The organism is Kaistella antarctica, assembly GCF_900109615.1.
Taxonomy (GTDB): Bacteria; Bacteroidota; Bacteroidia; order Flavobacteriales; family Weeksellaceae; genus Kaistella; species Kaistella antarctica.
Window position 1 is genome coordinate 585,627 of record NZ_FOIX01000002.1, and the last position, 20,123, is coordinate 605,749.

The window sequence follows — 20,123 nt, forward strand, 5'->3', positions numbered from 1 at the left end:
GATTTATTTTTGTAGAATTGTTTTTAAATTTGTGATCGCTTCATCAATGTCAACTGGTTGAAATTGCTCTCTCCAACTGTGTTCATTTAAATGCTTAATCTCTTGAAACCATTCACCGAAATAATTGCTGGTAGCGTAACTTGATAATAAATTCTCATCAAATTTGATTTGATTATCGAGGGCTTTAAACTCATCCTCCAATAATGTTTTTTCTGAATTATGTCGGTGCCACAAGTCTTTCAATTGTTTTTCTATTTGCAATCTATATAAAATCGATTCGCTGGACTCCACTAAAAAATGGTCTTTTTGAACATCGATATTCTTCCAGATATTCAGCTGGTGTGATAATCCAATGTCCGTTCTGCCAACACATCGTGCAGAAGTTTTTACGACGACGTTATTGCTATGTCGCACCTTTGCATCAACCGCCAGTAAGCGATCATAAAAAGCACAGTCTTCCAAATTTTTAACCACGGGAACGCCGCCAGATTTTTGATAACAATCGGTCGTCACTGCAAAACTTCCATTAAAATGTTGATGATGGCCACCTTTTCGGTAATCAAAGTTTTCTAAAACTTCAGCTTCTAATTCTGCAACCAGAAGTTGATATTCTTCATCTTTTTTATGAAAGAAACAAATGCCATTATCCAGACATTCAAATTCATTTTCTTTTAGCAAAATTCTACCGCCAACTGCCTCAGCTCCGTTTTTTATTTCTGCTAAATTTTGTGCAACCCAATCCTGAGAGACAATCGTGTCGCCATCAGTTGTTAAAATCAGACCACCGCCATTAATACTTAATCTGGTATACGCTAAATCCATCAAAGTTTTGCGTACAAAACCAATATTCGCTTGATCAGCTTCAAGAACAACTTCCTCTAAATGAAGATTTATTTTTTTATTTTTTTGCTTAAATTTTTTGATCAAATCAACGGTTCCATCGAAACAATTATTAGCCAAAATCAAAACTTCGTAGAGATCACAATTGATTTTATTTCCAGCTAAATCGACCTGATCTTTAAGGGAAATCAGTAAATCTTCAATATAGGTTTCTTCATCCTTCACCGGAATTACGATAGATACTAATGTTGAAGATAATATGGGAACGTTCGAAAATAATGTTGACTGAAAATGTGTATGCATGAATATCTTGGTATTGATTGAAAAGAGCGACCAGAAGTCGCTCTCTCAAAAATTTTATTTGACTGAAAATTTTAAAAATCTTGAGACCCGAGAATTCTATAATTCATAAGGTTTCAATTATTTACAGGTCCTTTCAAAATCTTAGAATGTGATTCATTTCAAATAAAAAAAAATTAAGGTGTTAAGCAGGTATTTCATTATTCATCTCTCTGTTCCAGAAGCGATGCTTTTTAATATCTTCCACAAACTCATTTAAGGTAGTAGCAGATGAAACGCCGTCCGCTTTGTTCGCAGATTGACCTATTGATTTCTCTACTAATTCCTGACCATTACCATCGGAGGCAATTGGTTTACAATGTTTAAATGCTTCCGCTACGAAATGGATAGCATCGGCGTTTGCACTAAGCGTTTTTACACTATCGCCGCCGGGAATATAAACGGCATCGAAAACAACAGAAGCTGCAGTCAGCAAACTATCATCAATCGGATATTGGTCCCCAGATTTCGTCGTTAAAAATCCATGTCGTGGCGCTATGATTGCGACCATGGCGCCAAGATCACACAATTCTTTTTTAACTTTAGTAAAGGCTTCATCATTCACACCATCAGCGGTTAAAATCGCGACCCGTCTTGCGACGATATCCGTTGGTAACTTTGTTGCCATGCTTAAAGAAGGTGCATCCTTAATTGAAAGTTTTTCTTTAAAAGAATGGTAATGTTCTAAATCACCATCTGCGGGAATACTACCTGTAATTGGTTGCGGTAATTTTGCTGGCGTTAAACCTAATTTCTGACCGACAATGTTTGCCAAACCTTCGTCAATTTCTAAAAGCATATTAACCATTCTTTGGCGAATCGGCACTATTTTCACTTTTCCTAATTCAAAAGCGAAGGCATCTTGAATATGTCGTTTTTCATCTTCAGTCATACTTCTATAAAATAATTCTGGCTGGCTGAAATGATCGAAAAAGCTTTTACTTCTTCTTCTGATTTTGTTGGAATCAATTCTTTCTTCGAACGAGGTAAATCCGCCCTCTGAAATCATCGCCTGAAAAGGACAGCCGCCACCCATTGAATTCGGGTTGTACGCAACTCTTCCTTTATTAATCTGCATGCGGTGCATTCCGTCTCGCTGATTATTCGTCACTTCACCAATAGATTTATTGATTGGGATTTCATGAAAGTTAGGTCCGCCCAATCTTGAAATCTGCGTATCGGTATAAGAGAATAATCTTCCTTGTAACAATGGATCATTCGTAAAGTCGATTCCGGGAACTAAATGTCCAGGGTGAAAAGCAACTTGCTCTGTTTCAGCAAAGAAATTATCTGGGTTTCTGTTCAAAGTCATTTTCCCGATAATCTCAACGGGAACCATTTCTTCTGGAATTAGTTTCGTGGGGTCTAAAAGATCGAATGGGTATTTATGTTCATCTTCCTGCGCTACAATTTGAACGCCTAACTCCCATTCAGGAAAATGGCCTTCGTCAATCGCTTCCCACAAATCTCTTCTATGGAAATCGGTGTCTTTACCGGCAATTCTTTGCGCTTCGTCCCAAGCTAAACCTAAAACTCCTTGTTTCGGTTTCCAGTGGAATTTTACAAAGTGAGATTTTCCTTCATCATTGATAAAACGGAACGTATGAATTCCGAAACCTTCCATTGTTCTTAAACTTCTAGGAATAGCACGGTCACTCATTAACCACATGACGTTGTGCATGGCTTCAGGCATTAGGGAAATGAAATCCCAAAAAGTATCGTGAGCCGAAGAAGCCTGTGGTATTTCATTATGCGGTTCTGGTTTTACGGCATGAACCAAGTCTGGAAATTTGGTTGCGTCCTGAATGAAAAAGACCGGCATATTATTTCCAACCAAATCATAATTTCCTTCTTGTGTATAGAATTTCACGGCAAAACCACGAACATCTCTTGGAACGTCTGTGGAACCTCTGAAACCAGCCACCGTTGAAAACCTTGCAAAGACTGGAGTTTTAATGGAAGTATCATTTAAAAATTTCGCTTTGGTATACTTGCCCATCGGTTTGTAAAGTTCAAAAACACCATGCGCTCCCGAACCTCTCGCATGAACAATTCTTTCTGGAATTCTTTCGTGATCAAAATGGGTAATTTTCTCACGAAGAATAAAATCTTCGAGTAAGGTTGCACCTCTTTCTCCTGTCTTTAAGGAATTTTGATCATCATTTATTTTTAATCCTTGATCAGTCGTCATGAATTCACCCTGATTATCAGTCGTGAATTTTCCGAGTTGTTCCTGTTTTGGATTCGCTCCGTTTTCAAACGGTTCGCTTTCATTTATTTTCATAATGTTTTTTTTAATGGTGAATCAATTTTAAACTGCATTCAAATCTTTCGATTGAAGTTTCCCGTCAACGGCTTGCGAGTTCAAATTGGTGTCGGCGATATAACTCAATAACATATCTGATTTCTTTTCTTCGCCTAAAGTTTTTAAAAGTAAATCTAATACCGCCCTTTCGTTCAAGGTTTTTGCAAAAGCGGCTAAGGTTCCGTAAGTCGCAATTTCGTAATGTTCTACTTTTTGGGCACTGGCGATAATTCCAGCATCACGAACCGGACCTTCTGCGGTCTCTTCCATAATTTCTGCACCCTCTTTGATGATTCCATCTATGGCGTGACATTGTTTCGCTTCTGCTTTCAAACCCATCAATTCAAAAGCTTTTTCTAACCTAACGACTTGTTCTTTGGTTTGCGCCAAATGATCTTTAATAGCCGTTTTCAATTTCTGATCGGTTGCCTGATCAAACATTTTCGGTAAGGTTTTTACCAACGCATTTTCTGCATAATAAATATCCTTTAAACCGTCAATAAAATACGCTTTAAGACTGCTCGCTACTTGAGATTCTTGTTTCGAATCTCCCTTTTTTTTCTTTGGTTCCATTGTAATATATTTTAATAATTAAGCTATTCACGAATACAAATTAAATTCCAAACTAGAATATATTTTGTGTTTTAAAAATGGCAAAAGCTTATTCATTATTTAAAGTAACCTCTTTTTTATGACGAAATCGGCATATTAGTTGATATAAATTTATTTGCATCTATAATAATTTTTTTAAGGGCATTTTTCCTTTTATTTACTTCTACTTTTACCAATCAGAAAGAATATAAGTTATGAAATTATTAAAAAACACCGGTCTCCATTCTCATTATGATATGATTGTATTCTGTCATTTGCGCTGGGATTTTGTTTACCAACGGCCACAACATTTAATCAGCAGATTATCAAAAGATTTCAAAATTTTAGTGGTAGAAGAACCCATAGGAAGGGCAGATTCCAAAGAGCTGGAAGGATTAGTAGTAAGCGACTCGATACATATCCTGCAACCTACTATTGATCAAATGCAAGAGGTAGGAGCGTTCCTGAAGAAGATATTGAAAGCTCAGATTTTTCCCGTCGGCTGGTTTTATTCGCCCGCATTTATAGAGGTTCTCAATTATTTAGATTTTGGCGTAATCGTTTATGATTGTATGGATGAACTTTCTCTTTTTAAAGGAGCTTCACCAGAATTGATTGAGCAGGAAAAATATTTGTTATCTGCCGCTGACGTGGTTTATACAGGCGGGAAATCTCTTTATGAAGCAAAAAAGGAAAAGCATCATAACGTCTATTGTTTCCCAAGTTCGGTTGATCGGGAGCATTTTGAAAGCAATGGTCAAAATTCGCAACTTACAGCAGACATAGAATCAATTCCCAAACCGATTGTTGGTTATTATGGAGTAATTGATGAACGGATTGATCTCGATTTATTAGAAATGAGCGCTTTGAAAATGCCCGAAGTTTCTTTTGTGATGATCGGCCCTATTTGTAAAATCGGAGAAGAAGATTTACCGAGAGCGAAGAATATTTTCTATTTAGGAATGAAAACCTATACGGAACTTCCGGTTTATTTAAATGAATTTGATTTCGCAATGATGCCTTTTGCTTTGAATGATTCTACAAAATTTATCAGCCCCACCAAAACATTAGAATACATGTGCGCAGATAAGCCGATTATTTCGACAAAGATTAAAGATGTTGTTCGCGATTACAGCAACTGCATCAATTTAATTGAAGATGAAAGTGACTTTCATACTGCCGTTATGCATCCGAAAAACGATTATAAACATATCTACCAGAAAATTTTAGAACAAACCTCCTGGGATATTACAGCCTCCAAGATGTCTCAAATAATAAAAGAAATAGCATGACCAATTTTGATATATTAATTATCGGTGCTGGGATATCTGGCGCTGTGCTGGCAGAACGATATGCTTCCGCCGGAAAGCAAGTTCTCATTATAGAAAAGAGAGACCACATCGCTGGCAACTGCTTCGACTATTACGATGAAAATAAAATTTTAACTTCTAAATATGGAGCGCATTTATTTCACACGAACGATCATGCTGTGTGGAAATATGTTAATCAGTTTGCGGATTGGTACACGTGGGAACATAAAGTGGTTGCTAAAGTTGATGAGCATTTGGTGCCCATTCCGGTAAATATTACCACCGTTAATAAGTTGTTCAATGCCGAAATTTCGTCAGAAAAAGAAATGCAACAATGGTTATCTGAGAACAGAATCAGTTATAATCCACCGAAAAATGGAGAAGAGGCGGTTCTAAATAGAGTTGGTGAAGTTTTATATGATAAAATGTTTAAGCATTACACTAAAAAACAGTGGGATAAATATCCGGCGGAACTTCACGCATCAGTTTTAGAGCGTATTCCAGTGAGAGATAATTATGATGACCGATACTTTTCAGATATTCACCAAGCTTTGCCAAAAGGTGGATACACCAAAATGTTTAAAAATATTTTAGATCATCCGAACATTACTGTTTTACTTAATACCGACTATTTTGAGGTGGAAGATCAAATATCGGGATACGAGAAATTATTCTATACCGGACCAATCGATCGCTTCTTTAGATTTAATAAAAATCTTACTGAAAAATTAGAATATCGATCGATCAATTTTGTTAGAGAAGAGATTGATCAGGAGTATTTTCAAGAAAACTCGGTGGTTAATTATCCAGGTAAAGAAGTTGATTTCACAAGGATTGTGGAATATAAACACTTCGGAAATCAGAAATCAGCAACAACCAGTATTGTTAAAGAATTTACAGTGGATGAAGGAGAACCTTACTATCCAGTTCCGAACGAAAAAAATCAAACGATTTATGCTCAATATAAAAAAGAAGCCGATCAATTGCTAGATGTTCATTTTGTAGGAAGATTGGCCAATTACAAGTACTTCAATATGGATCAAGCTTTTAGAAATGCCTTGGATCTTTTTGAAAGTTTAGAAATAAAACTCCCTAAACAACACCAACGTGCAGAATCCATTTAGTTCTTTTTTCTTAGGAGGTTTCGAATGTGCAGATCACATCAATCGTTCGGGTGAACGCGTGAATCTTTTAGTAACCACACAGCATCATTTAAGGGTAGAAGAAGATTATCAACTGCTGATCGATATTGGAATTTGCTCTGTACGAGAAGGAATTTGCTGGAGTTCTGTTGAAATAAGTCCGGGTGTTTTTGATTTTAGTGAAGTATTAAACAGAATAAAAATCGCGGACAGACTTGGCGTTCAGCAAATTTGGGATATGATTCATTTTGGATATCCCGATGACTTGTTCCCAACGCATCCTAAATTCTGTGAACGTTTTACCCAACTGTGCGTCGCATTTGTAAAATTCTATAAGGCACATTCAACACAACCTCTGATGATTGTACCGATTAATGAAATCAGTTTTTTATCCTGGTTTTCGGGTGATGTTAGAGGAACAGTTCCCTTCTTAGAAAAAAGCGGATGGGATCTGAAATATCATCTGTGTAAAGCGGCGATTCTCGGGATTAAGGCGATTAAAGAAAAAGATCCCTCTGCCATTATAATTTTAGTAGAGCCTTTGGTTAAAGTTCATCAAAATGGAGAACTCTCTGACGAGCAACTTTTTAAAATCAACGAATACCAGTTTGAAGCTGCCGATATGATTTCAGGTAGGATTTGTCCGGAACTGGGCGGAAATACTGATTTATTTGACATTTTGGGCGTCAATTATTATTGGAACTGTCAATGGATTGAAGGTGGCGAAACCGTCTATTGGCCTGATTCTATCAATGCTAGAGTGCCATTACGAAAGCTTTTATTTGGTGCTTTCCTGCGATATGAAAAACCCATCTTTATTTCAGAAACTGGGCATTTTGGTGCGGGACGAGTAGAATGGTTGCAGGAAATTGCGACCGAATGCCAGGCTGTGATCAAAGCCGGAATTCCATTTTGGGGAGTTTGCATTTATCCCGTCACTGACCGACCGAATTGGGACGACCTTTCTGAGTACAGCAATTGCGGGATTTTCGATCTAGATGAGGAAGCTAACCGACTTCCTCATTTGGAATATATAGTTGAACTCAAACATCAACAGCTAAATTTTATTAATGAAGGATCTAGAAAATTAGTCTAATACTATCATCTAAATGGAAAAATCAATGAAAAAAGTAGGCATTACATTTAGTGCCTTTGATCTTCTGCACGCCGGACACATTCGCATGTTAGCAGAAGCAAAAGAGCAATGCGATTATCTTATTGTAGGATTACAGACCGATCCAACGATAGACCGACCAGAAAAAAATCAACCAACTCAAACGGTGGTTGAACGGTATATCCAACTCCAGGGTTGCAAATTTGTGGACGAAATAATTCCTTACACGACGGAAAAAGATTTGGAAGATATTTTACGACTTTATACGATCGATGTTCGGATTTTAGGTGACGAGTATAGAGAGAAACTTTTTACTGGCAGGGAATATTGCGAAAGCGCTGGGATTCGTCTTTACTTTAATGAACGTCGTCATCGATTTTCGAGTACTAATTTACGCTTAGAAGTTTTTAAAAAAGAAAACTTAAAAGAGAATCAGGTTCAAAATATTAAATAATACTTGCGGCGAAAAATAATCCACAAAAAAAGAGAACCATTAATATGATTCTCTTTACTTAGTAGCGGAGACACGACTCGAACGTGCGACCTCCGGGTTATGAGCCCGACGAGCTACCTACTGCTCTACCCCGCGTTATTGTGGTGCAAAAGTACACAAATTATTGGATGATGTTCTAAAAATATTTAGAAAATTCTTTTTTGATTGAGAATCAAGATGATGGAGTAGAGGTTCGACTAGATTTACTTTGGAATTCAGAGAATGTTTTGGAAGGATTAAGTTTAATACTTATAAATTCGCACTCTTTTCAAAACTTCTGTTTAGTTTTGGTTAAGTTTGTTTTTTTAAATCAATGATCAAGTATATTCAGGATAAAGCGCACTACACTGAAGTTCTCAACAAATGCAAAACGGTGAAACGCAGTCTGTGGATTGGAACAGCGGATATCAAAGATGTTTATGTGAAGGATGGACTTGCCGGCTCGAAACCTTTTTTGGGCGTGCTGAATGACCTGTTGAAAAGTGGTGTAGAAATCCGTTTGCTTTATGCTAAAGATCCCGGCCCTAATTTTCGGGAAGATTTTGATAAGTATCCCTTACTTGCGAAACACCTCGAACAAGCCCTTTGTCCGCGCGTACATTTTAAAATGTTTGTTTTTGATTCCCGCGAAATCTATCTCGGTTCGGCCAATCTTACTGGCGCGGGGATAGGAATGAAAGGCGAATATAACAGAAACTTTGAGGCTGGTATCCTAACCGATCATGCCGAATTAGTTGAACCTGCCATTTCGCAGTTTGATGAAGTTTGGAACGGTTCCCAATGCACAAAATGTGGCCGCAAGAAATATTGTCCGTTGCCTATTGCAAACTACTAATATTTCTCATTAATCTATTTGAAAGCATTTCCCGAAAGTTTTAGAATATAATGAGGAAGAGTAAATGATCATTCATACTTTTGTATAAATAGAAATTGTATTTAAATTTAAAACTAAACCTTTATGCAAATTTACTCAGACAATTTCGGTCGCGTCATTTACTTAACCGTCACTTCGCAAGCCATCAGATTGGATCTTCAAGATTTAAGTTCAGATTTCAAATACGAAAGATCCGCCACAGTGCTCGATGTTGCCGCAGTTTGCAAAGCATTAAAAATTGATTATAAAGAGTTGGAAGCCAAACTCCTTTTGCTGCTCGAAAATCAAATGACCGCTTTTGATCTCTTCACCGAGTTCTTGGATAACAATGAAATCTATTTTGATTATTATTCTGGTTAAGACAATTTCTGAAGTTTTCAAACGAATTACTTTACAAATGTGTCGCTAAAAATAAAATGCGGAATATAATTTCTGCACTTTATTCTCAAATTTCTACCTTTACGTTGACCGTTCTTCAACCTATTTTCTTGACCAAACTTAAAAATAGCTTATGGATCATAATTCTGAAAACCAAAAAAGTTTTAAAAATAAATTTTGGATTGCCACGGGAATTCTACTTTTGGCAATTCTGGTTACCTACTTATTTACAACGCTTTTAAATCTGTTCCTCTTGGTTCTTGCTGGTGCCTTGATGGCTATTTATTTTCACGGCTGTGCAGATTTTCTTAAACGGAAATTAAAAATGGGTTCACCATACGCACTTATTCTTTCGGTAGTTCTTAACGTCGTGGTAATCGGACTTTTCTTTTGGTTTGTAGGTGACCGTTTAAATTCGCAGCTGGATGAACTTTCAACCAAACTCCCCCAAACGCTAGAAAACGCGAAGAGCTGGCTTTCTGAAAAACCCTTAGGACAAAAAATTCTTAGTTATACAACGAACTCTTTGGATTCAGGTAAAGCTGGTTCGGTCATCAAAACTTTTTTCTCTTCAACTTTTGGAATTTTAAGTGATTTTTATATTGTGATTTTACTGGGTATGTTTTTTACAGCAAGTCCCGCAATTTACCGCAAAGGAATTATTCATTTAGTACCAACGAAAGGAAAGGCGACGGCCGAAAAGTTATGGGATGAAATTCATCACGTCCTTAAAAATTGGTTAAAAGGTCAAATTTTTGGCTTCTTTTTCATCGCCATATTAACTGGATTAGGTTTGTGGCTCCTGGGGATGCCATTGGTTTTAACGCTGGCTTTAGTCGCAGGATTATTAAATTTCATCCCAAATTTCGGACCTTTAATAGCTCTTATTCCAGCTGCGTTGCTGGGGTTGATGCAAGGACCCAACACTGCTTTATTGGTCGTTGGATTGTTTACTTTAATTCAAATTATTCAGAGCACATTGACCCAACCTTTAATTCAGAAAAAAATGGTGAGTGTACCACCAGCGTTACTGGTTTTTGGACAAGTTGCCATGGGTGTTGTTGCAGGCTTTTGGGGTGTTTTATTGGCGACGCCGTTGGTAGCAATCGTGATGACTGTGATTAATAGATTGTACGTGGAAAAACAAGGAGATCAAGCTGAATAATTAACAACATTGATAGTCTGCAGAATTCATAGATAGTAAAAATTACAAATCATCAGCAAATCCACCTAATAAATGATTACAAGGCCAAATTAAAAATAACTTTTAGAAATTTTTGGTTTGTTTTGGTGCTAATTTATCTGGACGAATTTAGCTTGATTGTAAAATATAACATACTCAAGATCATAATTTTGAACCTCTTATCGACGAATATAAAATACCGATTGAGCGCTTCTTTTTTAAACTTTTAAAAGAATTTTTTCAAATAATTTTTGTGACTTTTGTGGTTTCATCACTAAAAGAAATAATCTAATTTAAAACGGCAAATCAATACTTTCCGGCTTCACAAAATCCTTTGAATACGGATTCTCCAGAAAACTTAAAAAAGGTTTTTGAAACTGAATAATATCTTCCCGTTGGATTCCATAAACCGACCAATAATTGGTGAGCAATTGGGCAAAAACTTCTTCATCCCAAAAGCCGAAAACAGGTCTGTTAGCGTTTGCTGTAATGGGAATTGCTTCTATGGTAATTCCGTTCTCTGCGTTTTCAATTTTGTATTCCGGTTTGTATTGCAAAATGTAATCGGAGTAATGAAATCTGGCAAATAACTCTTCAAACTGTACAGGGTGCAAAACATGACCTTCCATTTTTTGAAGGATTTCTTTTTGCTTTTCGCCGATGATTCCGTTATCCTGCAAACACGCAATTAAGCCAAAACCATTCACGCCAAACTGAAAGAGTAAATTGACGGTATCGTCACGATAGCTGAAAATATCTGCTGAGTATTTTAAAGGAAACACCGCAATAGTCCACGGTTTCTGGCCTACAAAGGAAATAGGTTCTACAATCGATTGCAACATTAAATGAAAGTTTCCAAAGCGTTCTCGCAGAGTAGGAGACAAGTTAAAGGGTTCTCTTAGTCGCATCATGCGTGCACTTTCGTAGCGCATTTCATAATACAACATTCCGTAAACCATTCTGCCAGTCCAAAGAAAAAGTTCCTGTTCGTCAAGCGCCTTAATTCCTTCGTAGCCATTTTGATAGGCAGCCTGAAACTTTATTTCCAATTCTTCAAAGGCTTTTTTTACGCGTGGAGAACACGGCAATTGTAAATCAGCGTAAGTATAAGACTTCGATTTGTCCATCATTTCAATTCGATCGGTGCCAAATTTAAAATGGTCCATCAACCGATCTGGATAAACAGTCATTTTTTCGGTGGTTAAATCACCGGTTAGAAAACAAAATTGATCATCGAATATTAAATCCTGGAACGGATTGTAGAGCGCTAGTGACATAAATAAGTAGAAAATTAAGTTGGAAACTTTTTGCAAAGATAACCATTAACTTGCGCTTTTTATTTGGAAAATAAGATAGAAATGACTTTTAAAAACAGAACTGATAACAGAAATTTTGGAGAGTAAAAATTACTATTTTAATATCTCTCGAAATGAAGGGTCTTTCCAATCCACTGCCATTTCCAGTATCCACGAACAATTAATTCGCCATTATCCTTTATTTCTGCATAAGAATCCCAGGTTCGCCCACTGGAGGCATCGTAAATTTTCCCTTTCTCCCATCTCTGGTTAGCGGCATTGAAATGAAGACCATCTAAAACCTGCATTCCAATGATTTTACGATTTCTTAATTTTTCATTGGGATTACGCGTATCTGTGGCGGCGTGCATCGGTTTGCCACTTCCTAACTTCACATCGTACCAAATTACTTTGGCTTTAAACGTTCCTGATTCTTTATAAACCTGAACTTTTACACTCTTATCAGTGGCCATCCAATTTCCTAAAATATCATCTATTTTTGTTTGACCTGTTACCGTGCAACATAGAAATAGTAGAAAGAAGATTGAGGATTTAAACATCATAATTAGATTCTGTAAAAGATTAGTTAAATAGTATTGCGTTGCTTTAAAAGATTGATCAGTATTCTAAAGCGTGACGGACTGTTGGTTAGCGATAGCTAATGTTGACAACGAGTTTCGACTTAGCCAAAACCATACCATAGAAGTATCAGAAAGTTAATATGGTATCCATACCATAAAGAATGCTATAGAAGAAATAAGAATAAATGAAAATGAACGTTCATTCTTTTTTTGTATCTTTGCACTATCAAAAAATAAATCAACATGAAAGTAATATTTTGGGTGATCGTAAGTATCCTTCTGGCAGTTTTAATGATGGTCGCTGGAATTCAGCATATTTGGAATCCTGATTTCTACTTGCCATTTGTTCCAGCCTCGTTACCATATCCCGTGGCAATCGTTTATGGATCGGGAATAATAGAATTACTGTTGGGAGTAGTGACCTTATTTTTAAATCATAAATACACCAAGTATGGCTTATTAGGTATTTTTGCTTTGATGGTCATTTTCTTACCACTGCATATTATTGATGCTTTGAAAGATCAACCTGTAATTGGTAGCCCAACTTTGGCGTACATCCGATTAGTATTTCAATTCGTCTTAATTTGGTTGGCTTGGGGTTCTTACAAATTTACCTCGCGGGCTAAATAAAATTGAAGAATGATCAAAAAAGAAAAAATTACCGATAAGAAAAGTGCGCTGCTTCAAGCGACGCTGACTTTGGTCAACAACCATGGCTTTCACAATACGCCGATGTCGAAAATTGCCAAACTCGCTGGAGTTTCGCCTGCTACGATTTATCTTTATTTTGAAAACAAACAAGATTTGATTAATACGCTTTATTTAGAAGTGAAAGAATCGTTTAGCGTCTGCGCTTTTGAAGGTTACCATGAAGAAATGTCTGTGAAGAAAGGCTTTGAACTCATTTGGTTTAATATTGCCAACTACAAATTAAATCAAATCAACGAAGCGACATTTTTATCGCAGTGCGACAACAGTCCGATGATTGATGAAGCGATTAGAATAGAAGGATTGAAACATTTACAACCCTTATTGAATCTTTGGGAAAAAGGAAAAAAAGAAGGAATTATCAAGCCGCTTTCTGACTATATTTTATATGCATTTACCATTTATCCCTTATCTTTTTTATTGGAAATGCAAGATCGTGACATCTATACTTTAAATGAAAATGTAAAAACGAAAACATTCCAGGCAGCTTGGGATGCCATTAGAATGTAATATTTTTTCAATTAAAAAAGAATGAACGTTCAGTAATTAGGAGGTGTTAAAGCCGATCTCTTGATCAAAAACAAATATTAAATTTAAAAATTATTAAAATGAATAAAACAATCATACTCAACAGCCGTCCAGTTGGGAAACCTCAACTTTCCGATTTTAAAATAGTTGATGAAGAAATGCCTCACATTAAAGACGGGGAAATTCTTTTGAAAACTAAATTCGTCTCAGTCGATCCTTATTTAAGAGGAAGAATGAGCGATGCAAAATCTTACGTTCCACCTTTTGAACTTCAAAAAGCCATGACTTCTGGAATCGTAGCAGAAGTAATGGAATCTCAAAATGATAAATTCAAAGTGGGAGATTTTTTATCAGGAATGTTGCCTTGGAGAGAATTTCAAACTTCTACCGGTGAGAATCTTTTAAAAATAGATGATCAACTGGCGCCACTTTCTAACTATTTAGGCGTTTTAGGAATGACGGGTTTAACCGCTTACTTCGGCCTGACCGAAATTGGAAAACCAAAAAAAGGAGAAACTTTGGTGGTCTCTGGAGCGGCTGGAGCCGTCGGAAGTATCGTAGGACAAATTGGCAAAATATTGGGTTGCCGCGTAATTGGAATTGCTGGAACAGATGAAAAAGTAGAACTGCTGAAATCGGAATTCGGTTTTGATGAAGCCATTAATTATAATACAACAAAGGATATGACCAAAGCCATTGCAGAGGTTTGTCCCGATGGCGTTGATGTTTACTATGACAATGTAGGCGGATCTATTTCAGATGGTGTTCATGCCAATATTAATCGATTGGGCAGAATTGTTGTGTGTGGAGCAATTTCTATTTATAATGAAACTAAAATTCCGCAAGGTCCACGGGTCGAACATTTCTTAATTCGAAAAAGCGCTTTGATGCAAGGTTTTGTCGTCAGCAATTATATCGACAAACTTCCGGAAGGAATGAAACAATTATCGCAATGGTTAGCTGAAGGGAAACTTAATTCTACCGAAACCATCGTGGAAGGTTTTGAAAATATACCGCAAGCTTTTCTGGATCTTTTTGAAGGAAAAAACACAGGAAAAATGATCGTAAAAATATAATCACAAAATACATCTTATGAATAATTTTAAATACAGAAATCCAACCAAAATATTGTTTGGTAAAGGTCAGATAGAAAATTTGTCCACAGAAATTCCAGCAAACTCAAAAGTACTAATGCTCTATGGCGGCGGAAGTATTATGAAAAATGGAATTTACGAACAAGTTATAAAAGCACTTTCAGGATATGAAGTTGTAGAATTTGGTGGAATTCCTGCCAATCCAGAATACAGCGTTTTGTTAGACGCGTTGAAAGTCATTAAAGATGAAAAGATAACTTATCTTTTAGCAGTTGGTGGCGGTTCTGTAATTGATGGAACAAAATTTTTATCCGCCGCAGCTTTATATGAAGGTGAAACGCCTTGGGATTTATTGACGAACAAAAAACCAGTGACTGAAGGAATGCCTTTCGCCACGGTTTTAACACTTCCTGCCACAGGTTCAGAAATGAATTCAGGTTCCGTAATCACAAGAGCTGAAACCAAAGAAAAATTAGCTTTTGGCGGGCCAGGTTTGTTCCCAATTTTCTCTGTGCTTGATCCAGAAGTTATTCAGTCAATCCCACAACGTCAACTAGCAAACGGAATTGCTGATGCCTTTACCCACGTTCTGGAACAATACATGACCTATCCGATTGGCGCAAAATTGCAGGATCGTTTTGCTGAAAGCATCATCCAGACTTTGGTAGAAGTAGCTCCGGCAATTATGAAAGATCCGTCCGATTATGAAGCAGCTTCTAATTTTATGTGGAGTTGTACCCTGGCTTTGAATGGATTAATCCAACAAGGAGTTCCTGGAGATTGGGCAGTTCACTCCATGGGTCACGAATTGACAGCACTTTATGGAATTGATCACGCCAGAACTTTGGCCATCTTAGCTGGAAATCATTATCGTTATAATTTCGAAACCAAGAAAGAGAAATTAGCGCAATATGCAGAACGCGTTTGGAATATTACCGAAGGAACTTTAGAAGAAAAAGCACACGCGGGAATTAACAAAACCGACGAGTTTTTCAAATCGTTAGGGATCGATATTAAGTTATCTGACTACACCGAAGATTATTCAGAAACTGGAAGCATCGTTGCAAAACGTTTTACCGAAAGAGGTTGGGGCGGTTTAGGAGAACACAAATCTTTGACGCCAACTGATGCTCAGAAAATTATCGAAATGAGCTACTAGAAAGTATATCTTTAAAAATTAAAACACTCAAAAAAATAGATATGAAAATATTATTTGTCTTAACATCGCACGATCAATTAGGAAACACCGGCGAAAAAACTGGTTTTTGGATCGAAGAATTTGCAAGTCCTTATTACTATTTAGTGGACAAAGGAGTTGACGTAACTTTAGCTTCCCCAAAAGGTGGACAACCGCCGATTGATCCTACAAGCGATAAGCCAGAAAATCAAACTGAATCTACAAAAAGATTTAAAGCGGATGCAGCATTACAGGAAAAATTAAGCAAAACGCATCAACTTTCTGAGGTTTCATCAGATGATTACGATGCGGTATTTTATCCAGGCGGTCACGGACCATTATGGGATTTGGCCGAAAGTGAAGTGTCAGTAAAACTGATTGAAAGTTTTTACAATTCCGATAAACCAGTTTCTTTTGTTTGTCATGCTCCCGCAGCTTTGAAACAGGTAAAAAACACGAATGGAGAACCTTTGGTGAAAGGAAAAAAAGTAACTGGCTTTACCAATACAGAAGAAGATTTGGTTCAATTAACAGATGTTGTTCCGTTTTTAGTGGAAGATATGTTTAAAGAAAATGGCGGAATCTACAGTAAGAAAGGAGATTTCGAAGAATATGCAATCGAAGACGGTTTATTGATCACTGGTCAAAATCCAGCCTCATCTGAAAAAGTAGCTGAAATGTTATTGAAGAAACTTCAAAAATAAGTTTGTTTTAATTAATTCTAAAAAGTTCCAAAGTGGTTTTCTGCTTTGGGACTTTTTTTTAGAGTAATCTGATTTTTTAAACCGCGAATGTTGCACTAGCTTTCTGCTATAATCCATTACAATCTTCAAGTGAGCATATAGAGGAATATTTTTAGGCTATTGCAAACTTTTGATTCACTTCTTTTTTGTATTGATCTTTTGCCACTTTTGCGGTTAAAGAATGAATGTTTTTAAAAGCTTACAAATTCTTTTTGCTAAATTCTTTTTTCATAAATTAGAACATGAATGAAAATATTTTAGGATTGGTCGCGGGTGGAATTACGTCGGTGGCGATGTTGCCGCAACTCATCAAAGTTTTAAAAAACAAAGACGTCGAAGATTTATCGTGGCTGATGATTGGTACCTTGATCGTCGGTTTGTCACTGTGGGTTTGGTATGGAATCTTAAAAGAGGAACTGCCCATTATTTTATCTAATGCATTTGCGGTCTTGGTCAATATTTGTCTCCTGATTGCTTTCTTCACTTATAAAAAGAAGAATAAAAAATAGGGTATTTTCGGACTTAAAAATATACTCAAAATCCTTAAAAATAATAAATGCGACTCACTAAAATCACATTTATTATTATATTAAAAAGAGGGTGTAAGTAATGCTATTCTTTCAAATCGACTATCTCCAAATCTTTCGTGGCAGGTCCGTTTAAAACTTTACCATCAATATCGAATCGGGCGCCATGACAAGGACAATCCCAAGACTTTTCTGTTTTATTCCAGCTGACATTTGCACCCATGTGCGTACACGCGCTTTTCACAGCATGCAATGTTCCACTGTCGTCGCGGTAAATCGAAACCGTATTTCCCTCGTAAGAGACGGTTTTTCCTTCGCCTGATTTTATTTCTTCTAAACTCTTTATTTTTTCCGCAGTAAATTTATCAACGATAAGATGAAATACTGCGTCGGAACTTTCTTTTAAAGTATCCAAAATTCCTGCTTTTACATTCAATCGAGAAGGATCAAAGAGTTGCTCATATTTATTTTTCTTACCATTAATGAGGTCAGAAATCATCATGGCCGAAAGTGTTCCGAAGGTCATTCCATTACCATCATAAGCGGTTGCCCAGTAAATATGTTGGTCGCCCGGACTTTTTCCAATAAAAGGCAAACCGTCCGTTGGCGTGTAAAACTGGGAAGACCAGCGATGCGTAATTTCTTCTACGTCAAAATAATCGCGGACATATTCTTCTAAGTTTTGAAATCGTTCTTCTGGATTTTCTTCTTGTCCGGTTTTGTGATCTTCACCTCCCGCAATAATATATTTTTTACCGTCGATTTCTTGAGTTCTGTAGTAATGATAAGGTTCACATAAATCTGCAGCCTGTGCTTTCGGATATTCGTCGGATTGCAATGTAAAGGCTACAACGTAACTTCGATAAGGTGCGGCTAAGAAATTCATTCGATTAATATTTGGAACAACGTGAGTCGCCCAAATGAAATCCTGAGTTTGATAATTAGACTGTTCAGTTTTTACTTCAACGAGCTGATCTTTTTCGGAAACATCAGTTACTTTTTGCCCCAAAGAAATCGTTCCACCCATTTTTAAAAACTCTTCGCTAAGGGCTTTAATATATTTTAAAGGATGAAATTGCGCCTGCCCGTCTATCTTAATAATTTTGTCAAATGGAATCGGAAAGGGATTAGCAGAAACACGCTCCGCAGGAAGACCTACTTTTACCGTAGCTTCATATAAATGATCCAGTTTTTCTGTTTGTTTTTTATCTAATGAAAAGACGTACGACGCTCGATCTTCAAAGTCACACTCAATCTGATGGTCTGCAATGATCTTTTTTATTTGCGAGATGACTTCTGGACCAGTTTGCGCTAAAAGTTTTGCATCATCTTCTCCGAAATCTTTAATCACTTGATCATATTGGGCATCGTAAAAAGTATTGATATGGGCTGTAGTTCCGCCTGTAGAGCCAAATCCAATATTATCTGCTTCTAGAATTAAACAATTCTTTCCAGCTTTTTGAAGAAGATAACCTGCGGTAAGACCCGTGATTCCGGCGCCTGCAATAATTACCTCGTATGTTTTTTCTTGATTTTCATTGGTAGCATTAGACATTTGAACGTCTTGCCATAAACTTTTATTTTCACCATCTCTTTTCATAAAAATAATTTAATTTGTTAAAGTATTGTCTAATGATTTTTAGAATGAGCAATTTTTACGCCTTACTGATTTCAATTCTATAGTTTAGATTTGATTATGAATGTTTTGTGATTTTTTTCCTTATTTAAAGTTAAAGTGAGCTTGAATCATTCAATCATTATTAAAGTTTCCTTTACTGAAGAGGTTCTTTTCCGATTTGAAATCTAATGATATTCGAGCAATCTGATGTTTTAAAATTTTTCCCGAAATTTGATTGACTTTAATAAAAATAAAAATGATACAAAAAACATATAAAAATCAACCAATCGTTACCCTGAATAATGGAGTTGATATTCCAGCCTTGGGTTTCGGCGTTTGGCAAATGGAAGATTTAAAAGAGTGTGAAAATGCGGTAATCAAAGCCATTCAAACAGGTTATCGAATGATTGATACCGCGGCGATTTACATGAATGAAACGGCAGTTGGAGCTGCTATTAAAAATAGTGGTGTAGATCGGGATGAATTATTTATCACCTCGAAACTTTGGGTTCAGGATCACGGTTACGAAAAAGCTAAACTGGCTTTTCAAAAAACGCTGGACCGATTGCAGTTGGATTATCTTGACCTTTATTTAATTCACTGGCCGTTCGGAGATTTCTTGGGCGCTTGGAAAACCTTAGAGGAATTGTATCAAGAAGGAAAGATTAAAGGGATTGGCGTCTGTAACTTCACCATTGAAAAATTAGAAGAATTAAAAGCCCATTCAACCGTGATGCCAGTCATTAATCAAATTGAATTGCACCCGATTTTCCAGCAAAAAGAACTTCAGATATATAACAGTGAAAACAAGATTGTGACACAACCTTGGAGTCCGCTAGGGAATGGCAACGCAGATTTGTTAAATAATGAAACCTTAAAAAATATTGCTGAAAGACATGATAAAACGGTGGCGCAAGTCATTTTAAGATGGCATTTACAAGAAGGTTTTGTCGTCATTCCCAAATCAGTAACTCCCTCCAGAATTGAACAAAACTTCAACGTTTTTGATTTTGAATTATCAGAAGATGAAATGAATACCGTCCGTTCTTTAGATACCAATAAAAGAATATTTTTTGACCCCCAAGATGCTGAGTGGGAACAAAAAATGCTGAATTCTGTGGCAGATATTTAATTGAAAATATTTTACTTAACAGTCAGTATTGTAACTAATAAAAGCAAAACTCCTTACAAGCAAAGGAGTTTTTTATATACATAATTCATTCATATTAATTAGAGAAAACACCATCTAAAATTGTGTTTAGATTGGCATCGGAATAAAATTA

20 protein-coding genes and 1 tRNA gene are annotated in these 20,123 nt (G+C 36.5%); 14 read left to right on the plus strand and 7 right to left on the minus strand.

Features of this window, described 5'->3' with window-relative positions:
* Nucleotides 1-3: 3 nt before the first annotated feature.
* The 3 genes from BMX49_RS07385 to BMX49_RS07395 all read right to left on the minus strand — a co-directional run bounded on the left by BMX49_RS07385 (nucleotide 4) and on the right by BMX49_RS07395 (nucleotide 4,057).
* Nucleotides 4-1,143 carry a glycosyltransferase family 2 protein gene (locus BMX49_RS07385; RefSeq protein WP_051803519.1) on the minus strand — a complete coding sequence of 380 codons (1,140 nt, stop codon included), beginning with the start codon at nucleotides 1,141-1,143 and terminating at the stop codon, nucleotides 4-6.
* A 181-nt stretch (nucleotides 1,144-1,324) separates the two neighbouring features.
* Complete coding sequence (locus BMX49_RS07390) at nucleotides 1,325-3,463, minus strand: catalase (protein ID WP_034716344.1); 2,139 nt, start codon at nucleotides 3,461-3,463, stop codon at nucleotides 1,325-1,327.
* Between the two features lie 27 nt (nucleotides 3,464-3,490).
* A complete protein-coding gene (locus BMX49_RS07395; RefSeq protein WP_034716341.1) occupies nucleotides 3,491-4,057 on the minus strand; it encodes a YciE/YciF ferroxidase family protein in 567 nt (188 codons plus the stop codon).
* Between the two features lie 233 nt (nucleotides 4,058-4,290).
* Here BMX49_RS07395 and BMX49_RS07400 point away from each other — a divergent pair, with 233 nt between their 5' ends.
* The 4 genes from BMX49_RS07400 to BMX49_RS07415 are packed head-to-tail and all read left to right on the plus strand — an operon-like array spanning nucleotide 4,291 to nucleotide 8,095.
* On the plus strand, nucleotides 4,291-5,367 hold the full coding sequence (locus BMX49_RS07400) for a glycosyltransferase (RefSeq protein ID WP_051803516.1): 1,077 nt from the start codon (nucleotides 4,291-4,293) through the stop codon (nucleotides 5,365-5,367).
* Entirely contained in the window at nucleotides 5,364-6,509 is a 1,146-nt protein-coding gene (glf, locus tag BMX49_RS07405) for a UDP-galactopyranose mutase (protein WP_034716340.1), read from the plus strand. The genes BMX49_RS07400 and glf overlap by 4 nt, the downstream gene beginning before the upstream one ends.
* Nucleotides 6,493-7,623 carry a hypothetical protein gene (locus BMX49_RS07410; protein WP_034716339.1) on the plus strand — a complete coding sequence of 377 codons (1,131 nt, stop codon included), beginning with the start codon at nucleotides 6,493-6,495 and terminating at the stop codon, nucleotides 7,621-7,623. Before glf ends, BMX49_RS07410 begins: the two co-directional genes overlap by 17 nt.
* A gap of 25 nt (nucleotides 7,624-7,648) precedes the next feature.
* Nucleotides 7,649-8,095: an adenylyltransferase/cytidyltransferase family protein gene (locus tag BMX49_RS07415; RefSeq protein ID WP_034717395.1), complete on the plus strand. Its 447-nt coding sequence runs from the start codon at nucleotides 7,649-7,651 to the stop codon at nucleotides 8,093-8,095.
* Nucleotides 8,096-8,157: 62 nt separating this feature from the next.
* On the opposite strand, the gene BMX49_RS07420 is transcribed toward BMX49_RS07415, so the two are convergent.
* Nucleotides 8,158-8,230 (minus strand) — tRNA-Met (locus tag BMX49_RS07420).
* Between the two features lie 217 nt (nucleotides 8,231-8,447).
* On the opposite strand from BMX49_RS07420, the gene BMX49_RS07425 reads away from it, so the two are divergent.
* From BMX49_RS07425 to BMX49_RS07435, 3 genes are all read left to right on the plus strand, one after another.
* The gene (locus tag BMX49_RS07425) at nucleotides 8,448-8,969 is read left to right on the plus strand and encodes a phospholipase D family protein (RefSeq protein ID WP_034716337.1); all 522 of its coding nucleotides are present in this window, start codon (nucleotides 8,448-8,450) and stop codon (nucleotides 8,967-8,969) included.
* A gap of 123 nt (nucleotides 8,970-9,092) precedes the next feature.
* Entirely contained in the window at nucleotides 9,093-9,368 is a 276-nt protein-coding gene (locus tag BMX49_RS07430) for a hypothetical protein (RefSeq protein ID WP_034716335.1), read from the plus strand.
* 151 nt (nucleotides 9,369-9,519) lie between these two features.
* Nucleotides 9,520-10,551, plus strand: a complete 1,032-nt coding sequence (locus BMX49_RS07435) for an AI-2E family transporter (RefSeq protein ID WP_034716332.1) — start codon at nucleotides 9,520-9,522, stop codon at nucleotides 10,549-10,551.
* Nucleotides 10,552-10,862: 311 nt separating this feature from the next.
* Here BMX49_RS07435 and BMX49_RS07440 read toward each other — a convergent pair whose 3' ends face one another.
* The gene (locus tag BMX49_RS07440) at nucleotides 10,863-11,846 is read right to left on the minus strand and encodes a hypothetical protein (RefSeq protein WP_034716330.1); all 984 of its coding nucleotides are present in this window, start codon (nucleotides 11,844-11,846) and stop codon (nucleotides 10,863-10,865) included.
* Nucleotides 11,847-11,983: 137 nt separating this feature from the next.
* A complete protein-coding gene (locus BMX49_RS07445) occupies nucleotides 11,984-12,427 on the minus strand; it encodes a DUF2147 domain-containing protein (RefSeq protein ID WP_081864322.1) in 444 nt (147 codons plus the stop codon).
* 261 nt (nucleotides 12,428-12,688) lie between these two features.
* On the opposite strand from BMX49_RS07445, the gene BMX49_RS07450 reads away from it, so the two are divergent.
* From BMX49_RS07450 to BMX49_RS07475, 6 genes are all read left to right on the plus strand, one after another.
* Nucleotides 12,689-13,075, plus strand: coding sequence for a DoxX family protein (locus BMX49_RS07450; protein WP_034716325.1), 387 nt, complete (start codon nucleotides 12,689-12,691; stop codon nucleotides 13,073-13,075).
* Nucleotides 13,076-13,084: 9 nt separating this feature from the next.
* Entirely contained in the window at nucleotides 13,085-13,663 is a 579-nt protein-coding gene (locus BMX49_RS07455; RefSeq protein WP_034716323.1) for a TetR/AcrR family transcriptional regulator, read from the plus strand.
* Between the two features lie 98 nt (nucleotides 13,664-13,761).
* Entirely contained in the window at nucleotides 13,762-14,757 is a 996-nt protein-coding gene (locus BMX49_RS07460; RefSeq protein WP_034716320.1) for an NADP-dependent oxidoreductase, read from the plus strand.
* A gap of 16 nt (nucleotides 14,758-14,773) precedes the next feature.
* Nucleotides 14,774-15,934 carry an iron-containing alcohol dehydrogenase gene (locus tag BMX49_RS07465; RefSeq protein WP_034716318.1) on the plus strand — a complete coding sequence of 387 codons (1,161 nt, stop codon included), beginning with the start codon at nucleotides 14,774-14,776 and terminating at the stop codon, nucleotides 15,932-15,934.
* Between the two features lie 41 nt (nucleotides 15,935-15,975).
* Nucleotides 15,976-16,656 carry a type 1 glutamine amidotransferase domain-containing protein gene (locus BMX49_RS07470; protein ID WP_034716316.1) on the plus strand — a complete coding sequence of 227 codons (681 nt, stop codon included), beginning with the start codon at nucleotides 15,976-15,978 and terminating at the stop codon, nucleotides 16,654-16,656.
* Nucleotides 16,657-16,937: 281 nt separating this feature from the next.
* Nucleotides 16,938-17,204, plus strand: coding sequence for a SemiSWEET transporter (locus BMX49_RS07475; RefSeq protein WP_034716314.1), 267 nt, complete (start codon nucleotides 16,938-16,940; stop codon nucleotides 17,202-17,204).
* Nucleotides 17,205-17,307: 103 nt separating this feature from the next.
* Here the strand turns inward: BMX49_RS07475 and BMX49_RS07480 are convergent, their stop codons facing one another.
* Nucleotides 17,308-18,822: an FAD-dependent oxidoreductase gene (locus tag BMX49_RS07480; RefSeq protein WP_034716312.1), complete on the minus strand. Its 1,515-nt coding sequence runs from the start codon at nucleotides 18,820-18,822 to the stop codon at nucleotides 17,308-17,310.
* Between the two features lie 274 nt (nucleotides 18,823-19,096).
* On the opposite strand from BMX49_RS07480, the gene BMX49_RS07485 reads away from it, so the two are divergent.
* Nucleotides 19,097-19,972 (plus strand): aldo/keto reductase, encoded by an 876-nt coding sequence (locus BMX49_RS07485; RefSeq protein WP_034716310.1) that lies wholly within the window; start codon nucleotides 19,097-19,099, stop codon nucleotides 19,970-19,972.
* Nucleotides 19,973-20,123: the final 151 nt, after the last annotated feature.